At 59.3% G+C, this 18,386-nt stretch carries 16 protein-coding genes; 10 read left to right on the top strand and 6 right to left on the bottom strand.

Annotated features, from left to right (window positions below):
* The first annotated feature begins 53 nt into the window (after positions 1-53).
* From AC2FH9_RS17310 to AC2FH9_RS17320, 3 genes are read left to right on the top strand one after another with little or no spacing between them, the layout of a single operon-like run.
* Entirely contained in the window at positions 54-767 is a 714-nt protein-coding gene (locus tag AC2FH9_RS17310; protein WP_496872355.1) for a uroporphyrinogen-III synthase, read from the top strand.
* A 54-nt stretch (positions 768-821) separates the two neighbouring features.
* On the top strand, positions 822-2,030 hold the full coding sequence (locus tag AC2FH9_RS17315) for a COG4223 family protein (RefSeq protein WP_496872357.1): 1,209 nt from the start codon (positions 822-824) through the stop codon (positions 2,028-2,030).
* A gap of 10 nt (positions 2,031-2,040) precedes the next feature.
* Positions 2,041-3,537: a heme biosynthesis protein HemY gene (locus AC2FH9_RS17320; RefSeq protein WP_271950672.1), complete on the top strand. Its 1,497-nt coding sequence runs from the start codon at positions 2,041-2,043 to the stop codon at positions 3,535-3,537.
* On the opposite strand, the gene AC2FH9_RS17325 is transcribed toward AC2FH9_RS17320, so the two are convergent.
* The 3 genes from AC2FH9_RS17325 to AC2FH9_RS17335 are packed head-to-tail and all read right to left on the bottom strand — an operon-like array spanning position 3,534 to position 6,626.
* Entirely contained in the window at positions 3,534-4,568 is a 1,035-nt protein-coding gene (locus AC2FH9_RS17325; RefSeq protein ID WP_496872359.1) for an ABC transporter substrate-binding protein, read from the bottom strand. The genes AC2FH9_RS17320 and AC2FH9_RS17325 overlap by 4 nt on opposite strands.
* Complete coding sequence (locus tag AC2FH9_RS17330; RefSeq protein WP_496872361.1) at positions 4,565-5,962, bottom strand: sensor histidine kinase; 1,398 nt, start codon at positions 5,960-5,962, stop codon at positions 4,565-4,567. Before AC2FH9_RS17330 ends, AC2FH9_RS17325 begins: the two co-directional genes overlap by 4 nt.
* Entirely contained in the window at positions 5,955-6,626 is a 672-nt protein-coding gene (locus AC2FH9_RS17335; RefSeq protein ID WP_496872363.1) for a response regulator transcription factor, read from the bottom strand. Before AC2FH9_RS17335 ends, AC2FH9_RS17330 begins: the two co-directional genes overlap by 8 nt.
* A gap of 147 nt (positions 6,627-6,773) precedes the next feature.
* On the opposite strand from AC2FH9_RS17335, the gene AC2FH9_RS17340 reads away from it, so the two are divergent.
* The 5 genes from AC2FH9_RS17340 (at position 6,774) to AC2FH9_RS17360 (ending at position 11,472) form a co-directional block, all read left to right on the top strand.
* Positions 6,774-7,742, top strand: coding sequence for a Bug family tripartite tricarboxylate transporter substrate binding protein (locus AC2FH9_RS17340; protein WP_142637503.1), 969 nt, complete (start codon positions 6,774-6,776; stop codon positions 7,740-7,742).
* Positions 7,743-7,828: 86 nt separating this feature from the next.
* On the top strand, positions 7,829-8,260 hold the full coding sequence (locus tag AC2FH9_RS17345; protein ID WP_271950677.1) for a tripartite tricarboxylate transporter TctB family protein: 432 nt from the start codon (positions 7,829-7,831) through the stop codon (positions 8,258-8,260).
* 10 nt (positions 8,261-8,270) lie between these two features.
* Positions 8,271-9,809 (top strand): tripartite tricarboxylate transporter permease, encoded by a 1,539-nt coding sequence (locus AC2FH9_RS17350; RefSeq protein ID WP_142637508.1) that lies wholly within the window; start codon positions 8,271-8,273, stop codon positions 9,807-9,809.
* Between the two features lie 144 nt (positions 9,810-9,953).
* Complete coding sequence (locus tag AC2FH9_RS17355) at positions 9,954-10,406, top strand: SRPBCC family protein (RefSeq protein ID WP_142637510.1); 453 nt, start codon at positions 9,954-9,956, stop codon at positions 10,404-10,406.
* A 91-nt stretch (positions 10,407-10,497) separates the two neighbouring features.
* Positions 10,498-11,472 (top strand): hypothetical protein, encoded by a 975-nt coding sequence (locus tag AC2FH9_RS17360; RefSeq protein ID WP_496872364.1) that lies wholly within the window; start codon positions 10,498-10,500, stop codon positions 11,470-11,472.
* Between the two features lie 12 nt (positions 11,473-11,484).
* Here AC2FH9_RS17360 and nadC read toward each other — a convergent pair whose 3' ends face one another.
* From nadC to nadA, 3 genes are read right to left on the bottom strand one after another with little or no spacing between them, the layout of a single operon-like run.
* A complete protein-coding gene (gene nadC, locus AC2FH9_RS17365; protein WP_496699053.1) occupies positions 11,485-12,339 on the bottom strand; it encodes a carboxylating nicotinate-nucleotide diphosphorylase in 855 nt (284 codons plus the stop codon).
* Complete coding sequence (locus AC2FH9_RS17370) at positions 12,339-13,904, bottom strand: L-aspartate oxidase (RefSeq protein ID WP_496751039.1); 1,566 nt, start codon at positions 13,902-13,904, stop codon at positions 12,339-12,341. Before AC2FH9_RS17370 ends, nadC begins: the two co-directional genes overlap by 1 nt.
* A gap of 6 nt (positions 13,905-13,910) precedes the next feature.
* Positions 13,911-14,963 carry a quinolinate synthase NadA gene (nadA, locus tag AC2FH9_RS17375; protein ID WP_496751040.1) on the bottom strand — a complete coding sequence of 351 codons (1,053 nt, stop codon included), beginning with the start codon at positions 14,961-14,963 and terminating at the stop codon, positions 13,911-13,913.
* Between the two features lie 575 nt (positions 14,964-15,538).
* Between nadA and AC2FH9_RS17380 the strand changes: the two genes are divergently transcribed.
* Both AC2FH9_RS17380 and AC2FH9_RS17385 read left to right on the top strand, forming a co-directional pair.
* Entirely contained in the window at positions 15,539-17,482 is a 1,944-nt protein-coding gene (locus AC2FH9_RS17380) for an AMP-binding protein (RefSeq protein WP_496751074.1), read from the top strand.
* A gap of 78 nt (positions 17,483-17,560) precedes the next feature.
* Positions 17,561-18,379, top strand: a complete 819-nt coding sequence (locus tag AC2FH9_RS17385) for an ABC transporter ATP-binding protein (RefSeq protein WP_142637523.1) — start codon at positions 17,561-17,563, stop codon at positions 18,377-18,379.
* The last annotated feature ends 7 nt before the right edge of the window (positions 18,380-18,386 follow it).

The raw sequence follows: 18,386 nt of genomic DNA on the forward strand, positions 1-18,386 counted from the left end.
TGCGCGGATGCAAACAATCCCAAGGCCGAAGGCGCCAACTGTTGTATTTGTTGATGACCCGCCCGCGCGCTGCGTCTGAAAGGTTCGTCGCGCAGTTGCCAACCCGCATCAGAAGCCGGGTAGAGGTTATCCATTCGCCGATTCTGGAAATCAAACCTTTGGCGGTGCAAGTGCATGCGGATGAAGCAAAGGGGCTGATCTTTACTTCGGCCAACGCCGTTAATGCGGCGACGTCTTTAGATGTATCTCGAAAGATGCCGGCCTTTTGTGTCGGTCCTGTTACCACCGGAACGGCCAAAGGCGCGGGCTGGGATGCCCAGATGGTGGGTGCTACCGCCGAAGAGCTGATTGCAAACCTGCTAAAGCACCGGCCCCAAAGCCCGCTGCTTCATCTTCGGGGGGAACACAGCCGGGGTAACATTGCTGAACGGTTGACCGAATCCGGTCTGGCTGTGCGTGAACAGCCTGTCTATAAACAGCACCTGTTACCGCTCACAGATCGGGCAGGCGCCGTTGCTGAGGGCAATGAACCGGTGATTGCCCCCATATTTTCACCCAGAACAGCGCGACAATTTGCCGACATCTGGGTGGGTTCGGCACCACTTTGGCTGGCTGCAATCAGCGAGGCCACGGCTGAACCCCTTTATTCCTTGGATTATGCCCGCCTGAAGATTGCCAAAGAGCCGACACCGAAGAAAATGCGGAAAGCCGTTAAAAAGCTTGTGAAACATGCGATGCGGGTTGAGGGCGGCGAGGCCACAGATTAACTTAGTCTGGTTAGTTGTTCAGGTTGTTTTGGATTCGAAAAGGGGAACATTGCGGTGGCTGGTAAGAAGAAAACCGATCAAAAGCCGGAAGATGACCCCAAGGCTGACGCAGTCGAGGACATTGTCCAGACCCCGGATGAGGCACCTGTTGACGATGCTGACCCCGTAGACGAAACGCCTTCCGAAGCCGAAGCCGAAGCCGAAGCCGAAGCCGAAGCCGAAGCCGAAGCCGAAGCCGAAGCCGAAGCCGAAGCCGAAGCCTCTCTTACGTCGCCTGATCAGACCGTCGCAGAACCGCCGGTCGAAAAACGCGGCGGCTTTATCCCGGCGCTTATTGGCGGTGCGATTGCTGCGGCGGCCGGGTTCGCTCTGGGTCAAAGCGGCGCGTTCTCCTCGGGTGAGTCCGACGCAATCGCCGCGCTTGAGGCGAAGCTGACCGCACAATCCGATCAGATATCAACACTGTCGAAGTCTCTGACCGACGGGTCGGATCTGTCCCAGAAGATTGACACGCTGACCGGCCAAATCGCGCCAATCACCGCTGATCTGGATGGGGTGAAATCCAGAATATCCGATCTGACCAACAAGGTTGATCCGCTTGCCAGCCGTTTGGCCGAGTTGGAAAGTGGCGCGCTGACGCAGGGCGCTTCACCTGAAACCGGCGCGGCCATCGAGGCCGAGCTGAAAAAACTCCAGGACTCTTTGGCCGCGCAACGGGCCGAGGTGGAAAAGATGGTGTCCGACGCTCAGACGCTCGAGGCCGAGGCTGCAGCAAAATCGCTGGCGGCGACCAATGCAGCCCTTCTGTCACGGGTGCATGAACAGTTGAATACGGGTCAACCTTATGGCGACCTGATTGCAGAACTGAAGGCCGCAGGCGTAACCGTTCCCGAGGCGCTGGCAGCACCGGCGACCGAAGGTGTCGCGACGATTGCAGCACTTCAGGACAGCTTTGCGCCCGCTGCGCGCACGGCGCTGGCCGATGCGCGGGACGCGGACAAGGGCACCGGAATTGTCGCGTTTTTGCAGCGCCAGACGGGTGCACGTTCGGTTACCCCGCAAGAAGGTGACAGCCCCGATGCGGTCTTGTCGCGGGCTCAAGCCGCTTTGTCGGGCGGAGATGTCTCTGCTGCCCTGGATGAGCTGAAATCCCTGCCCGATGCAGCCAAAGCTGCATTTGAAGGGTGGGAACAGGCGGCCCAGACGCGGGTTTCTGCTGTGGATTCTGCAAATGCGCTTGCCTCAAGCGCGAACTCGAACTGAGGGGCCTGCTATGCTGTGGTCACTGTTTAAGATCCTTGTTTTTGTTGCGATTGTCGGCTTGTTGGCTCTTGGCGCCGGGTTCCTTATGGAAACCAAAGGCGGGGTGCAGATCACAGCGGGTGGCACGGAATACACGCTTGGTCCGCTTCAATCGGTCATTGCGCTAGGCGTGATGATCATTGCGATCTGGCTGTTCTTCAAGCTGCTGACCCTGCTGATCGCCACGCTGAAATTCCTCAATGGGGATGAAACAGCCCTGTCGCGTTATTTCGACCGCAGCCGGGAACAGCGCGGATATCAGGCATTAACCGATGGGATCATGGCGCTTGCCTCGGGTGAGGGGCGGATCGCGATGAACAAGGCCGCCAAGGCCGAAAAGCTGCTGAACAAACCCGAGCTGACCAACCTGCTGGTGGCCCAGGCCGCCGAGATGAATGGCGATACCCAAAAGGCATCTGAAACCTATAAGAAACTGGTGACGAATAATGCCACGCGTTTTGTGGGGGTGCGCGGTATCATGAAGCAGAAGCTGGCCGAAGGCGATGATGACACCGCCCGGAAGCTGGCCGAAAAGGCATTGGCCATCAAGCCACGCCATCAAGAAACGCAAGATATCCTGCTGGGCCTGCAGACCAAGTCGCAGGATTGGGCTGGGGCGCGATCAACGCTGACCGCCAAGCTGAAATCCGGGCATTTGCCGCGCGATGTGTTCAAGCGCCGCGATGCGGTGCTCGCTTTGTCCGAGGCAAAGGGCATTCTGGACGAAAGTTCGACCGTAGAACAGCAGGAACAGGCAATCGAGGCCAACCGCCTTTCCCCTGATTTGGTGCCTGCCGCAGCGATGGCTGCCCGTGCCTATATCGAAAAAGGCAAGCCGCGTGCCGCAACGAAGATTCTGAAAAAAGCATGGGAGGCACAGCCACATCCCGATCTGGCCCATGCTTTTGCCGATATTGCACCGGATGAATCACCGGCCGAGCGCATCAAACGCTTTGCGACGTTGACCCGCATACACGCGCAGAATCCGGAAACCTGCCTGATTCTGGCCGAGTTGAACATCGTCGCCGAAGATTTCCCCGAAGCCCGCCGCGCGCTGGGGGATGTGGTCGAAAAACAGGCTGATGCCCGCGCCTACACGCTGATGGCAGCGATTGAACGCGGCGAAGGGGCCTCGGATGTGGTTGTGCAGGGCTGGCTGGCAAAGGCGCTGAACGCGCCGCGCGGGCCGCAATGGGTCTGCGACAACTGCCATGACATTCAGCCGGAATGGGGTCCGGTCTGTCAGAACTGCCACAGCTTTGACACGCTCAGCTGGCAAACGCCTCAAACGCCAGAGATCGCCTCAGCCACCGGTGTTCACATGCTGCCGCTGATCGTTGGCGCGCTTGAGGACAAGGCCGACACCGATATGGATGAGGTCGACGAGGCCGATGAGCCTGAGGTTATCGAGGCAGAGATCGAACCGGTTCGGCCTGATATCGAACCGGCCATCGACGAAAAGACCTAGCGCGCACTTTCCACGTCGAAGGCGTCGTTCCACAGCTTAAACAGCTCGGCCCGTCGGTTCTGATCTCTGGCAACCAATAGGGCCGGCGACAGGGCGATGAACCTTCGGGCGCTGGGCGTTAACCCCGTATCGGCTGTGTCCATCTGGGCGACGAGACCCGAAGTTGCCAGCAGGGTTTGCGCCTGTGGCGACAGGAGAAAATCCAAGAATCCCGTGGCGGCTTGTTTGTTCCGCGCCTGGCGCGGGATCATCAGGGCGCGTGACAGGACCAGAGTATAGTCTTCTGGCAGGATCACCCCAATGCCCGGAGCCTTGGCATTGGCCACATAAGACCCCAACACGTTATAGGCGATCAAAAAGCGCCCATTGGCCACATCGCGGATGATTTCCGCAGAACAGCAAGTGGCCACCGCGTCGATACGTGCAAAACCTTCGATCAAAGAGCCGAAAGTCGTGGCCTCAAGGCTGTCTCCATAGGCAAACAGATAACCCAGACCCGAGGCCGCGATGTCATAGGTTGCCACGCGCCCACGCAGTAGATCCGGCTGGGTCCGCATCATGTCCAGCAGGGCGAACCGGCTGCGTGGGACGTTCTGATCCTGTAACAAGGTCTTGTTATAGACGATGACGGCGGGTTCGGTGGTGATCCCCCACAGCTCATCCCGCCAGCGTCGCGCGGCGGGCAGGGCATTGGTAAGGTCGGATTGAAACCGGTGTCCGCAGGCCGAGTTCACCAGCCAGACCATCTGTTGAATCGCGGATGAGAACACGATGTCTGCAGGATTCTCACCTGATTTACAGACCGTGCGGCTGTGTTGGAACAGAGCGTTTGATCCCCATTGTTCATAAGTGACCTGCAGATTGGGGTTCAGCGCCGTAAACCGTTCGAGCACGGGGGCGATGATCGCAATGTCGGTGGTTGACCGGATCAACATCGGATCCTGACCTGCGCCGAATTCTGCGATGGCTTCTTGGGCGCGCGAAAGCGAAGGAATCAAACTCAGCGCTACAAGGGCTAGGGCTCGGATCATGTGCTGCTCTCATCTGTTCTGGCCGGGAAACTCAGCGCAGCGCGAAACCCGGTTTCATCCCGCCCCATCTCGACTCGGCCGTCAAAGGCCTCAGCAGTGGATTTCACGATGGACAGGCCCAGACCGGTGCTGTCCTCGCCCGAACCGGTGCTGCGATTGAACCGGTCCCCCAGCTGATCGGCGATTATGGTCGCAGGCCCGGGTCCCTGATCGCGCACCCACAGAACAGCGCGCGCGCCCTCTTGCGCGGCGCCAATACGGACGGGTGGCAGACCATGACGCAGAGCGTTGCCAAGCAGGTTCTTGGCGGCTTCGCCGATCGAAAAGGCATCGCCATTCACAAGAACTGGCGTATCGCCGATTTCCAGACGCACCTCGATGGTGGGGGCCATCAATTCATGATCGCTGTGTTCCAGCACGTCCAGCGCCACTTCGCGTAGGTCAACGGGCAGCCGCGGCGCACTGTCGATACGGTGGATCACCATGGCGCGCGACAGCAACTGATCCAGCAGCGTGCCCAGTGACCGGGTGCGCCCCAACAGCCGATCCAGCGCGCGCGTGCGGGCTGGAAGGTCGGGATCGTCCTGCGCAATCTCGGCCTGTACCCGGATTGCGGCCACGGGTGTGCGCAGTTGATGGGCGGTGTCGGCAATCAGGTTTCGCATCGTGTCCACTTGCCGATCCAGCCGCCCCATGAACCGGTTCATCGCGCTTAGCATCACCTGCAACTCGTGTGGCAACCCGTCGCTGGCCATCGGTGTCAGGTCATAAGGATCGCGACGGGTCAGGTCATCGGACAGCGCCTCAAGCGGGCGCAGGGCCGAGCGGGTGACAAACCACGACATGATCAGCAGCAACATCCCGGCCACCGCCATGGGCAGCAAGGCATCGCGCATCAGGCCCACGGTCATGGATTGGCGCGCGCGCAGGGTTTGGCCGACCAGAATTTCCACCTCGCCCGAGAAATCGCGCTCGGCAAACAGGCGGGTAACGCGGACGAAACGGGCGGGTTCCCCGTTCAGATCAGAGGCGAAATAGACCGGCGCAGTGCCAGTCTGTGGCGGCACCTCGATCACAGTGTCCCGGTCCAGCCCGGTTATGAACGGGCCATCCGGTACCTGAACCGCATAGAAAATACGGTCATCAGGCGCCTGTGCCAACAGTTGAAAGGCCGAGACTGGAAGGTCGACAAAGGGTTGGCCATCTTGAATGCGAACGGATTCGGCAATGTCACTGGCCGCGCCCAGCAGCAGCCGGTCATAGGCCTGCCGCGCAGCAAGGCGACCATTGGCCCAGATCGACAGACCAACGAGAAACCCGCCCAGAATCAGGATCAAAACCACCGCGCTTAGAACGCGGGCCGTCAGGCTGTGGGGCAGGCGCAGCCTAGTCATTCAGACCGATCCGATACCCCACCCCACGCTGGGTGGTAATGCTGATGGCGCTGCCGGTGAATTTTTTGCGGAGCCGTGCGATATACAGCTCGATCGCGTTTTCCCCCACATCGGCGTCTTCGAACCCGTAAAGCGAGTTATACAGCCGGGATTTCGACAGATACTGACCTTCGTGCCGGATCAGGGCGTCCAGGACCGCCGCCTCGCGCGCGGTTAGGTTCAGGCGTTTATCGTTCAGCATGGCGCTGCGATCCTTGGCGGCATAGATCAGCGGACCCAGCGTGATCTGTTCGCTTTTGCGATCGGCATCGCGCCGGACAAGGGCGCGCAACCGCGCCTCAAGCTCGCGCTGGTCAAAAGGCTTGCCCAAATAATCGTCGGCACCTTTGTCCAAAGCGGCGACACGATCTTCGACCGAAGTCAGTGCCGTCAGCATTAGCACTGGGGTGCGGTCGCCGCTGTCTCGGATTTTGCCCAGAAAGTTCAGGCCGGACCCGTCAGGCAGGTTTATATCCAAAAGCATCGCGTCATAGGTTTGAACTGCGCGGAAATCACGTGCGGATTCGACAGTGGTCGCTAGATCGCAGACAACGCCCGACCGCGCCAGATGAGCTATTACGCCTTCGGCCAGATCTACGGCATCCTCGATCATCAATACGCGCATTTTCCCCCCGCGCCCTGCCCTGAATTTCTGTGACAGGTTCGTGACAGCATTATTCTGTAAACAGTACCAGCCCGCAAGGACAGACCCTTGCGGGAACAGGTTTCGGTTGCAGGACGCAGCCCAAAAAGACCAGAGGAGGAGACACGAATGAAACTGTTTGGAACAAGCGGCGCGATTGCGGCTGCTGTTTTTGCCCTGTCCGGCGTGAGCGCCAGCGCACAGGAATGTATTGCCCCGGCCAACCCCGGCGGCGGTTGGGATTTCACCTGCCGTCAGGTCGGTAAATCTCTGCAGGATCTGGGTCTGATCGACCAGACCATGCAGGTTGTGAACCTGGCCGGCGGCGGTGGCGGTGTTGCCTTTGCCGAGGTCGTCAACAAGCGCGGCGAGGATAATGAGCTGATCGTAGCGGCCAGCGCAGCCACGGCGACCCGCCTGGCGCAGGGCGCCTATCCAGGCAACACCATGGATCAGGTGCGTTGGCTAGCGGCCATCGGTGCGGATTATGGCGTGATCGCCGTTGCAGCCGATAGCGCGGTTAACACGCTGCCCGACCTGTTGGATCAGATCAAATCCGATCCGACGTCTGTGTCCGTGGCGGGCGGTTCCGCCGTAGGCGGTTGGGATCACCTGAAGGTTCTGATCGCGGCCAATGCCTATGGCATCGAGGACGTACGGTCGGTCAAATACATCGCCTTTGATGGCGGCGGCGAAGCTGTGACCCAACTGTTGGCCGGTTCGGTTCAAGCCTTTACCGGTGACATCTCGGAAGCCAAGGGTTTTGTCGACTCGGGCGATATCAAAGTCATCGCCGTTTTGGCGCCTGAACGTCTTCCCGGCGAATTCGCCGATTTCCCGACGGCCAAGGAACAGGGCATTGATGCCATCGGCGCAAACTGGCGCGGGTTCTACGCCCCTGGCGGAATGAGCGATGAGGCCTATGGCGATTGGGTTGGTAAGATCGGTGATCTTTACGCCTCGGATGAATGGAAAGAGGTCATGGCCGCCAATGGTCTGGCCCCGCTGGACCTGCAAGGCGCAGCTTTCCAGGATTTTGTTGCGCAATCCGTGGGTCAGATCCAGACCATCTCGAAAGAGATCGGGATCATCAAATAAGACCAGCACTCACCTGAGAGCGGGGTGTCGCGCCGGGCGCGCGGCACCCCGACCAGACCTATACTTCCCTTACATAGGAGATACCCATGAGTGATCGCATATTCGGGGTCTTCGGCATTCTTCTTGCCATCGGCTTTGCTCTGTCAGCGCTGGCGATTGAAGAGAGCTTTCTGTCAGACGCGGTTGGCCCCAAGGCCTTTCCACTGATTGTCGCCGCCATCCTTGGCCTGTCCAGCGCGGTCATCGCGTTGCGCCCGGATGCCGAGCCCGAGTGGCCCGCGCTGGGCCGGCTGGTCGAAGTCGGCGCCGCTGTAGTCGTGATGATGTTCTATGCCGAGCTGTTGCCGGTTCTGGGATTTGTAATCTCTACCGCCTTTGCTGCGGCTTACCTGGCCTGGCGGCTGGGATCTGGTCCGATCGAAAGCGTAGTGGTCGGAATCGGTACTTCTGTCGGTATCTACGTCATCTTCCATCTGGTTCTGGGCCTGTCACTGGCTCGCGGACCATTGGGTTTCTAAGGGGAACGTCATGGAAACTCTTGCATCCCTTGGCGATGGATTCGCTATCGCGCTAACATGGCAAAACTTGTTGCTGGCCCTGCTGGGTTGTTTTCTGGGCACGATCATGGGCGCGTTGCCCGGTCTGGGCCCGTCGAACGGCGTGGCCATTCTGATTCCTCTTGCGTTCACGCTGGGGCTGGGCGCGACGCCGTCTCTGATCCTGCTGACCAGTGTTTATTATGGGGCAATGTATGGCGGGAGAATCTCGTCGATCTTGCTGAACATCCCTGGGGACGAGCCTGCGATGATGACCTGCTTGGACGGGCATCCGATGGCCAAAAAAGGCCTTGCGGGCGAGGCGCTCTCGCTGTCCGGTATCGCCTCATTCATTGGTGCGTTTCTGGCCACATGGGGCCTGATCTTTTTGGCGCCGCAGCTGGTCAAGATCGCGCTGCTGTTTGGACCGGCTGAGTATTTCGCCCTGTTCGCGCTGGCCTTCATGACGCTGGGCGGCGTGTCCTCGACCAATCAGGCGAAATCGGCCTTTGCCGCTGCGCTGGGCCTTGGGTTGGCGACCATTGGTGTCGATACCCAGACCGGCGTACCGCGGTTCACCTTTGGTGAGGTGCACCTGTATGATGGGCTCGATTTCCTTGTCGCCATTGTCGGCCTGTTTGCCCTGTCCGAAGTGTTCATCTTTCTGGAAAACCGTCATGGCGGGTCGGATGCCGCTGGGCGCAAGTTGAATATCGGGCGGCTTTACCCGCCGATGTCGATGATCAAGCAATGCATGCCGACCATGCTGCGCACCTCATTCTTGGGCTTTCTGGCGGGGGTTCTGCCAGGGGCCGGGGCGTCTTTGGGCTCGTTTATTTCCTATTCGATGGAGAAACGGCTGGTCGACAAGGACAACACATTTGGCACCGGTGATCCGCGCGGCGTCGCCGCGCCCGAGGCCGGCAACAACGCCGCCGCCGGGGGGGCCTTGGTGCCGATGCTGGCGCTGGGCGTGCCGGGGTCAGGGACCACCGCCGTGCTGCTGGCGGTTCTGCTGGCGCTGAATATCACGCCCGGACCGCTGCTGTTTACCCAGAACCCGGATGTGGTCTGGGGCCTGATCGCTGCGCTCTTCATTGCCAACTTTATGTTGCTCGCGATGAATATCCCGATGGTGGGCCTGTTCACCCGCGTCCTGATGGTGCCCTCGCGTATCCTGATGCCCGTCGTGGCGATGGTCAGCTTTGTTGGTATTTACGGCATCTCGGGGTCCAGCTTTGACCTGCTGGTGATGATCGGGTTCGGTGTCATGGGCTGGGTTCTGCGCAAGCTGGACGTGCCGCTGGTGCCGATCATTCTGGGCACGCTGCTGGGCAACTCGATGGAGAATAACTTGCGCCGCGCGGTTACCATCGACAATGGCAACTGGTGGACGCTGGTTGACAGCCCGCTGGCCATCGGCTTGTGGTCCATTGCCCTGATCGGATTTGTTCTGCCTCTGATCGTAGGCGCGCGTGTCAAAGCCAAGATGCATCAACGCCGCGACGAAGAGGGCGCGATCAGCGACTGATCGCATTGGGCGTCACCGCAAACCGGTGGCGCCCGATTAGGTAAGATTTGGGGTCGCGTATCCTGATTTGAAACAAAAAATTGAAACATTTGGCAAAAACCGCGTTATTGATAGGCACAAAGCTGTTGTGCGAAGGATGCCAGAATGGAACTCAGTGACGAAATCCGCATCGCTGCCCCGCGGGACGTGGTGTATGAGGCGCTGAACAACCCCGATATCCTGCAGGAATGTATCCCCGGCTGCGAAGAGCTGACCCAATCTTCGCCGCAAGACCTTGAGGCAAAGGTGGTTCTGAAAATCGGCCCGGTGAAAGCGCGGTTCGCGGGGCAGGTCACGCTGGATAAATCCAAGGCACCGGACGGATTTTCGCTGCAGGGCGAGGGCAAAGGCGGGGCTGCGGGGTTTGCCAAGGGCGGTGCCGATGTGACCCTGACCGAAGACGGGTCCGAGACGGTTCTTGCCTATACTGCTAAGGTGGATGTCGGCGGCAAGATCGCCCAGCTTGGCAGCCGTTTGATTGCCGGGACTGCCAAGAAACTGTCGGGGAAATTCTTTACCCGGCTCGGAGAGATCGTCTCAGAACAATCCGGCAGCTAGCCAGTTTCGCGCATTTCAGTTGACGGCGATCTCATTCGGCGCAATCACAAGAAAAACTGGCGGGCCAAACCCGAAGCAGGAGGCCAGAGTGATGGATTACGCGCAGCTGGAACGTCTTGAGAAGCGGGTTTCACTCAAGCCCAATGACCGACAGGCCATCCGGCAGCTTGTGACGATGCTGGAATATTCCAACCTGCCGAAACAGCATCTGGGCGCCTACAGCAAAGCGCAGCTTGAGGTGACGGGCGGGTTGAAAAAGGGCTGGCAGGCAGCCCTGGTCGACACCGGACGGCAGACCGCCGCCTATTCCGGTTGGATGAAAGCCCTGGACACACAGAATATCCAGTTGGCCGTGCCCATCGCCCAGATCTATGTGGGTCAAACCATCACCATCAATGGCGAGCATGGGAATTGCGGCCAACGCCTGAATTTCTTTGAAGAAACCAAGGTGATTTGTGGCCTGTGCCACGAGTGCTACAAGGTGCAGATCCTGCCTGAGAACCTTGAGGGGATGTTTCAGGTCTATTTCTTGCTGCTCAACCTGCAGCTGCCCAGGGACAATGCCAGAAAAAGCATGATCGAGCTGCGCGAAGCGGTCAAGTTTCCCTATAAGGCGTATATCTATTGTGAGTCGATCGCAGAGGCGAAAGAGTGTCTTGCGATTTTCCGTGCCGCACAGGCGGAATTTGAGATCACCGGGGTTCACTCAAAAATATCCCACGGATGTTCTGAATACAGTATGGAATACCCCGCGTTTAAGTATTCCGAGGGTGCGGGGGACGACTTTGAAACACCATCCGATTGGAGCGGGATCGAAGAGGCGTATTTCACGGACATTCCGATGCCTGCCCCGGAAAGACCAAGCAATTCCAAGCCGATCCTCAGCCTGCGGGATGTTTTTGCCTTTCGGACATGGGTCAGGTTCGCCGAGCTGATCGGTGATAAATCCTGCGAGAAATACGGAACGCGCCTCGGCCCGGATCTGCCGCAGCCCTTCGTCAAGCGTGTACAGGGGCAGGCGCGGGACCGTCACAAGGAACTGCTTGAGCTTTGCGCTCAGGAATAAGCTGTCGCCGTGTCAGACTGGGAAGTCCAACCCCAGATCCACCGTGCGCGCCGAATGGGTCAACGCACCCGATGAGATATAGTCGACACCCGTCGCCGCGATTGAGGCGATGCGATCCAGCTTCACATTGCCCGAGGCTTCGGTCTTGAGCCTGCCATCCACCATCGCGACAGCCTCGCGCAGCATGTCATTGTCCATATTGTCCAACAGGACGACCGAGGCGCCTCCGACCTCAAGCACTTGGGCCAGTTGGTCCAGCCGATCCACCTCGATCTCGACGGCCATCATGTGGCTGGCATGGGCCTTGGTGGCCTCCAGCACCTGACGCACCCCGCCAGCGGCTGCGATGTGGTTGTCCTTGATCAGGATCGCATCTGACAGAGAGTATCGGTGGTTGAACCCGCCGCCATGCAGCACGGCCAGTTTTTCAACCAGACGCAGGCCGGGGGTTGTTTTGCGGGTGCAGGTGACGCGGGCCTTCGTGCCTTTGGTCTCTGCCACGAAGCCTGCGGTCTTTGTCGCGATTCCGGTCAGCCGACCGGCAAAGTTCAGGGCCACCCGTTCGCCCGACAGGATTGAGGCGGCCGATCCCTTGATGGTCATCAGCGTATCGCCCTTTTTACAGGGCTGGCCATCGGCAATATGCGTGGTGATGTCCAAAGAGGGGTCGATCAGGCGAAACGCCAGCGCTGCGACCTGCATGCCGGACACGACCGCATCCTCGCGCGCGTTCAGGCAGGCGTCATAGGTGGTGCCCGCCGGGATCACCGCGCGGGTGGTGACGTCACCATAGCTGCCCAGATCCTCCATCAACGCAGTGCGGATCATCGGTTCAAGGACAAGATCGGGAACGGTGGAGAAACTCATTACGGCTCCTTGCAGGCCTGCGCGCGAATGGCGAGCGCTTGGGAAAGATACATCTCGGACCGTTTGCCGGGTCCGGCCGAGGGGTCGGGGAAATCGGATCGTTCATGCGCGCCACGGCTTTCTTCGCGCGCCAATGCGCCTGCCGCGATCAACGTGGCAGTGGCGCACATGTTCAGGAAGGACGGGTTGTCGCTGTTAGCCGCCTCGAGCCGCGCGATGATGCCAAGGGCTTTGGTCAGGCCCTTGCGATCACGGATGACGCCGACATAACGGGTCATGGTCTGGCGCAGCTCTGTCACAGCGGCGGGGTCGGATGGGGTACCACCGTCCTCTAAACTGATTTCCAGCGGCGGCGTCGCGCCGGGCGCTGGCAAGGTTCCGGCGATGCCTTCCGCGCAGATTCGGGCATAGACCAGCGCTTCAAGCAGACCGTTCGAGGCCAGACGGTTGGCGCCGTGCAACCCGGTCGAGGATGCCTCACCGCAGACCCATAAGCCGTCGATACTGGCGCATCCGCTGGTGTCGGTCGCGATGCCACCCATGTGGTAATGCGCTGCGGGGGCGACGGGGATGGGCTCCTGCGCCGGGTCGATTCCATTGCGGGCGCAATATTCCGCGACCGAGGGGAACTGAGCCTTGATCTCCTCGCCCAGAACCTCGCGCGTGTCCAGCATGGGGCGGTTGCCCGCCTGAACCTGAGCATAGATGGCGCGGGCGACGACGTCGCGCGGGGCAAGCTCGGCATCCGGGTGGATGGCCTGCATGAACCGCGCGCCATGACGGTTGACCAGAATGGCGCCTTCACCGCGCAGCGCTTCGGTTGCCAGCGGCGCAGGGTCTTCGCCGACATCCATGGCGGTGGGGTGAAACTGCACAAATTCGGCATCCGAAATCAGCGCCCCCGCGCGCGCAGCCATACCGATGACCTGCCCACGGATACGCGGCGGGTTGGTGGTCAGCGCATAGAGCCCACCGGACCCGCCCCCGGCCAGCAACACGGCAGCCCCGCGCAGCATCACTGGGGCTGACCCGCCCTTATCCGCACGCTGAATGCTGACGCCGGTAACACGCCCATCCTCGACATCCAGCCCTAGGGCCATGGTGCCCTCCAGCACCTGGATCGAGGGTATTTCCCGGACCTGCTCGATCAGGGCGGCCATGATCTGCGCGCCTGCCTGATCGCCCTTGACCCGGACGACACGGGCAAAGCTGTGCGCGGCCTCGCGCGACAGCACGTAATCGCCGCCCGCGGTCCGGTCGAAAGGTGTGCCCAGCGTGGTCAGGTCCAGAATATAGTCGCGCGCCTGACGCGTCACCAATTCGGCCACCTGCGGGTCAACGGTGCCCGCACCGGCATTTACGGTGTCGTCCGCGTGGCTTTCCGGGCTGTCATGGGCGTCCATCGCCGCAGCCACTCCCCCCTGCGCCCAGGCGGAACTGGCACCGTTGCCCAACGCTTCAGGAGAGATCACCACCACCGGATGCGGGACCAGTTTCAGCGCAGCATACAGCGCGCCCAACCCGGCGCCCACGATGATAACGCGGTCGGTGGTGAGGGTTTCCATCTCGGATCAGAGACCCAGCTTTCGCGACAGGTCGATCATCGCCTGCACCGAATGGCGCGCTTTTTCCGCGATCTCGGCTTCAACCTCGACCTGACCTTCCATCGTGTGCAGCACATAGAGGATTTTTTGCAGCGTGATCTTCTTCATGTAGGGGCACATGTTGCAGGGGCCGACAAAGTCGACCTCGGGCAGTTCATCGGCGATGTTCGAGGCCATCGAGCATTCGGTGATCAGCATCGCCTTTTCGGGCTTTTCGGTGCTGACATACTTAATGATCCCGCTGGTCGAGCCAGAGAAATCGGCCTCGGCCACCACTTCGGGCGGGCATTCCGGGTGGGCTATCAACCGCGTGCCCGGATTCCATTTGCGAAAATCGCGCAGGTCTTGCGCGGTGTATTGTTCATGCACGATGCACGAGCCCGGCCAGTACACGATGTTCTTGCGGCTTTCATTTGCCACGTTCTGCGCCAGATACTGGTCCGGCGTCATGATGACGGTGTCGGATTCCATCGCATCGACGATCTGAACGGCATTGGACGATGTGCAGCAGATATCGGATGCCGCCTTCACCTCGGCGGTGGTGTTCACATAAGAGACGACCGGCGCGCCGGGATATTTGGCGCGCATCTCGTCAATCCCCTCGGCGGTGATGCTTTCGGCCAGCGAACAACCCGCGGCCATGTCTGGCATCAGCACGGTTTTCTGGGGGCTCAGGATTTTCGAGGTTTCGGCCATGAAATGCACGCCCGCCTGCACGATCACATCGGCTTCGACGTCGCTGGCCTTCATTGCCAGCTGCAAGCTGTCACCCACGAAATCCGACACGCCATGAAAGATTTCAGGCGTCATGTAGTTATGGCCCAGAATGACCGCGTTCCGCTCTTTTTTAAGCGCATTGATCGCCTTGATATAGGGCGCATAGATCGCGAAATCCGGCGGCGTCACCACCCGGTCCATCCGGGCATAGGTCTCCTGCATTTCCTCAACCAATTCGGTCGAAGGTGTCAGGTCATAATGCTGAGAAAGCACATTGGTGATGCTCTGGTGAGTGACATTCATCTCGGCAGTCCTGCCTTGCGTATTGGGGTGGGAAAGGGGTCGGAATTCGTGCTGCCCGACCGTCCAAGAAAACGGTTGATTTCAAAGACGCACGCCTCTGATCGCATAATTCGAGCGGTTTTGGTCATGCGATCTGGATCATTCCGCATAACCGATGCCTTCGGTCGATACACATGCATAGCAAATCGGCATGAAAAACCGCTCTGAATATCCTACTCAGTTGCGGGATGCATACGGTGAATTCCAGGCGCGGTAAACATACAAAACCCCAAGCCAATACCGGTATACCTGGATGAACGCGCTTACCTGCTGCAAATTTGCGGTTCGCGGAACAGCTTGTGGTCATCTCGGGTCGGGTCTCTGACGAGGTGTATGGCCCGGGCGGCACGGCCCAACTTGTTACATTTCGTAAGAATTGAGAAAACATCAGGCAAAACTTGACGCTGATCGTGTCGACGTCCCTTAATCGGGGCGTTGGCGTCCGGGCCAGACCCGGACCCGCCATTTCCGGCCCGGGGAGGGGCCGGGTGGGGAGGAGAAAAAGATTGACTCAGACGCAGTCAGGCGCTGAAGGGATGCAGTCTCTTCCGGCGCTGCTACACCGCAATGTGATTCAGTTCGGGGATGCCCCGGCCTATCGCGAAAAGGAATTCGGGATCTGGCAATGCTGGACCTGGGCCGAGGCGGCCAAGGAAATCCGCGCCATTGCGCTGGGGTTTCTTGAGATTGGCGTTGAGAAGGGCGACCATATCGCCGTCATAGGCCGGAACCGCCCGGCGCATTATTGGTCGATGGTTGCGGCCCAAATGGTGGGTGCGATTCCGGTGCCGCTCTATCAGGACGCGGTCGCCGAAGAGATGACATATGTGATGGAACATTGCGGTGCGAAATATGTCGTCTGCGGTGACCAGGAACAGGTCGATAAGGTCATCGAGATTCAGGAAAAAGTTCACCAGATCAAACACATCCTCTACACTGACAAGCGTGGGATGCGGAAATATGATCATTCCCAGATGAACGCGATGGACGACATCAAGGCCGAAGGCAGCGCAGGTCATGCGCGCTTTGATGCCGAGCTGGATGCGCGTATCGCTGCGATCACCTATGACGACACTTGTGTGATGCTGTATACCTCGGGCACCACAGGCAAGCCGAAAGGCGTGGTGCTGTCGAACCGCAATGTAATCGAAAGCGCCAAGAATTCTGCAGAGTTTGACCACCTGACCCGGAATGAGGACATCCTGTCCTATCTGCCAATGGCTTGGGTAGGTGATTTCATCTTTTCCATCGGTCAGGCCTATTGGTGCGGGTTCTGTGTAAACTGCCCCGAAAGCGCTGACACGATGATAACCGACCTGCGCGAGATCGGTCCGACCTATTTCTTTGCCCCGCCGCGGGTATTTGAAACGCAGCTGACCAACGTCATGATCCGGATGGAAGATGCGGGCAAGCTGAAGCAGCGTATGTTCCACCATTTTATGGCCCATGCCAAAAAGGTGGGTGGGTTACTGCTGGATGGCAAAGCGGTTGGGTTTGGTGATCGGATTAAATACGCGCTGGGCAATCTGCTGGTCTATGGGCCGCTGAAGGATACGCTGGGGTATGGCCGGTTCCGGGTCGGTTATACGGCAGGCGAGGCGATCGGGCCTGAGATTTTCGATTTCTACCGCTCGCTGGGGATTAACCTGAAGCAGCTTTATGGGCAGACCGAGGCGACGGTCTTCATCACCGTGCAACCCGATGGCGAGGTGCGCGCCGATACGGTTGGTGTGCCCGCGCCAGATGTCGAGCTGAAGATCGCCGAAACGGGCGAGATCTACTATCGCTCGCCAGGTGTGTTTGTCGAATATTACAACAACCCGGACTCGACCGCCTCGACCAAGGATGCCGAGGGTTGGGTGGCCACGGGTGATGCCGGGTTCATTGAGGAAAGCAGCGGTCATCTGCGGATCATTGATCGGGCCAAGGACGTCGGAAAAATGGTCGATGGCTCGATGTTTGCGCCGAAATATGTTGAGAACAAGCTGAAGTTCTATCCCGATATTCTTGAGGTCGTGCTGTTCGGCAATGGCAAGGATCGCTGCGTGGCGTTCATCAATATCGACCTTACCGCCGTGGGGAATTGGGCCGAGCGCAACAACGTCGCCTATGGGTCCTATCAGGAACTGACGGCACATCCGCAAGTGTTAGAGACAATCAAGTCCCATGTAGAAGCGGTCAACAAATCGGTCGCCGCCGATGAAATGCTGTCGGGCTGTCAGGTGCATCGCTTTGTGGTGCTGCACAAGGAACTGGATGCGGATGACGGCGAGATGACCCGAACCCGCAAAGTGCGCCGGGGCTTTGTCGAAGAGAAATTCCACGACATCATCACCGCCCTTTACGACGGGTCTTCAAGCGTTTCGACCACGACCGAGGTGACCTATGAGGACGGCCGCAAGGGTTCGATCAGTGCCACACTTGAGATCGTGGATGCGCCGGTTGTAACGGTCGCGCAACACAAGGTAGCGGCGGAATGAAGTCCGGTCCTGCGCCGCTCGACCTATGGTCATCGCCCGCCCGCCATTCCGTGTATTGCGTAAGTCAAGGAGGGGCTGATGCTGGATAGTTCCGAAGGATATGTCACCGAAGACGGCCGCAAGATCGGCGGCGTCGTGATGGAGATGAAGAACATCACTCTGCGCTTTGGCGGTGTGGTGGCGATCAAGGATATCTCGTTCGACATCCGTGAGGGTGAGATCCGCGCCATTATCGGTCCGAACGGGGCGGGTAAGTCCTCGATGCTGAACGTGATCTCGGGGTTCTATGTCCCACAAGAGGGCGAGGTCTGGTTTCACGGAGCCAAGCGCCCTCCAATGCGGCCCTATGAGGTCGCGCGGCAGGGGATTGCACGAACATTCCAGAACATCGCCCTGTTCGAAGGGATGAGCGTTTTAGACAACGTCATGACCGGGCGCTTGAACTATATGAAGACCAATATCCTGCAGCAGGCTTGGTGGAAGGGTAAGGCCGAGGCCGAAGAGACCGAAAACCGCGAGGCGGTCGAGCGGATCATCGACTTTCTCGAAATCCAGCATATCCGCAAGACGCCCGTTTCACGCCTGCCCTACGGCTTGAAAAAGCGGGTCGAACTGGCCCGGGCGCTGGCCGCTGAACCCAAGCTGTTGCTGCTGGATGAGCCGATGGCCGGGATGAATGTTGAAGAGAAAGAGGACATGAGCCGCTTTATCCTCGACGTGAATGATGAATTCGGCACCACCATCGCCCTGATCGAACATGACATGGGCGTGGTGATGGATCTGAGCGATCGGGTGGTCGTGATGGATTACGGCAAGAAGATCGGCGACGGCACGCCTGATGAGGTGCGCAACAATCAGGAAGTCATCGATGCCTATCTGGGGGTGAGCCATGACTGATCTACGG

It is taken from the genome of Ruegeria sp. CDSC081 (assembly GCF_059610485.1).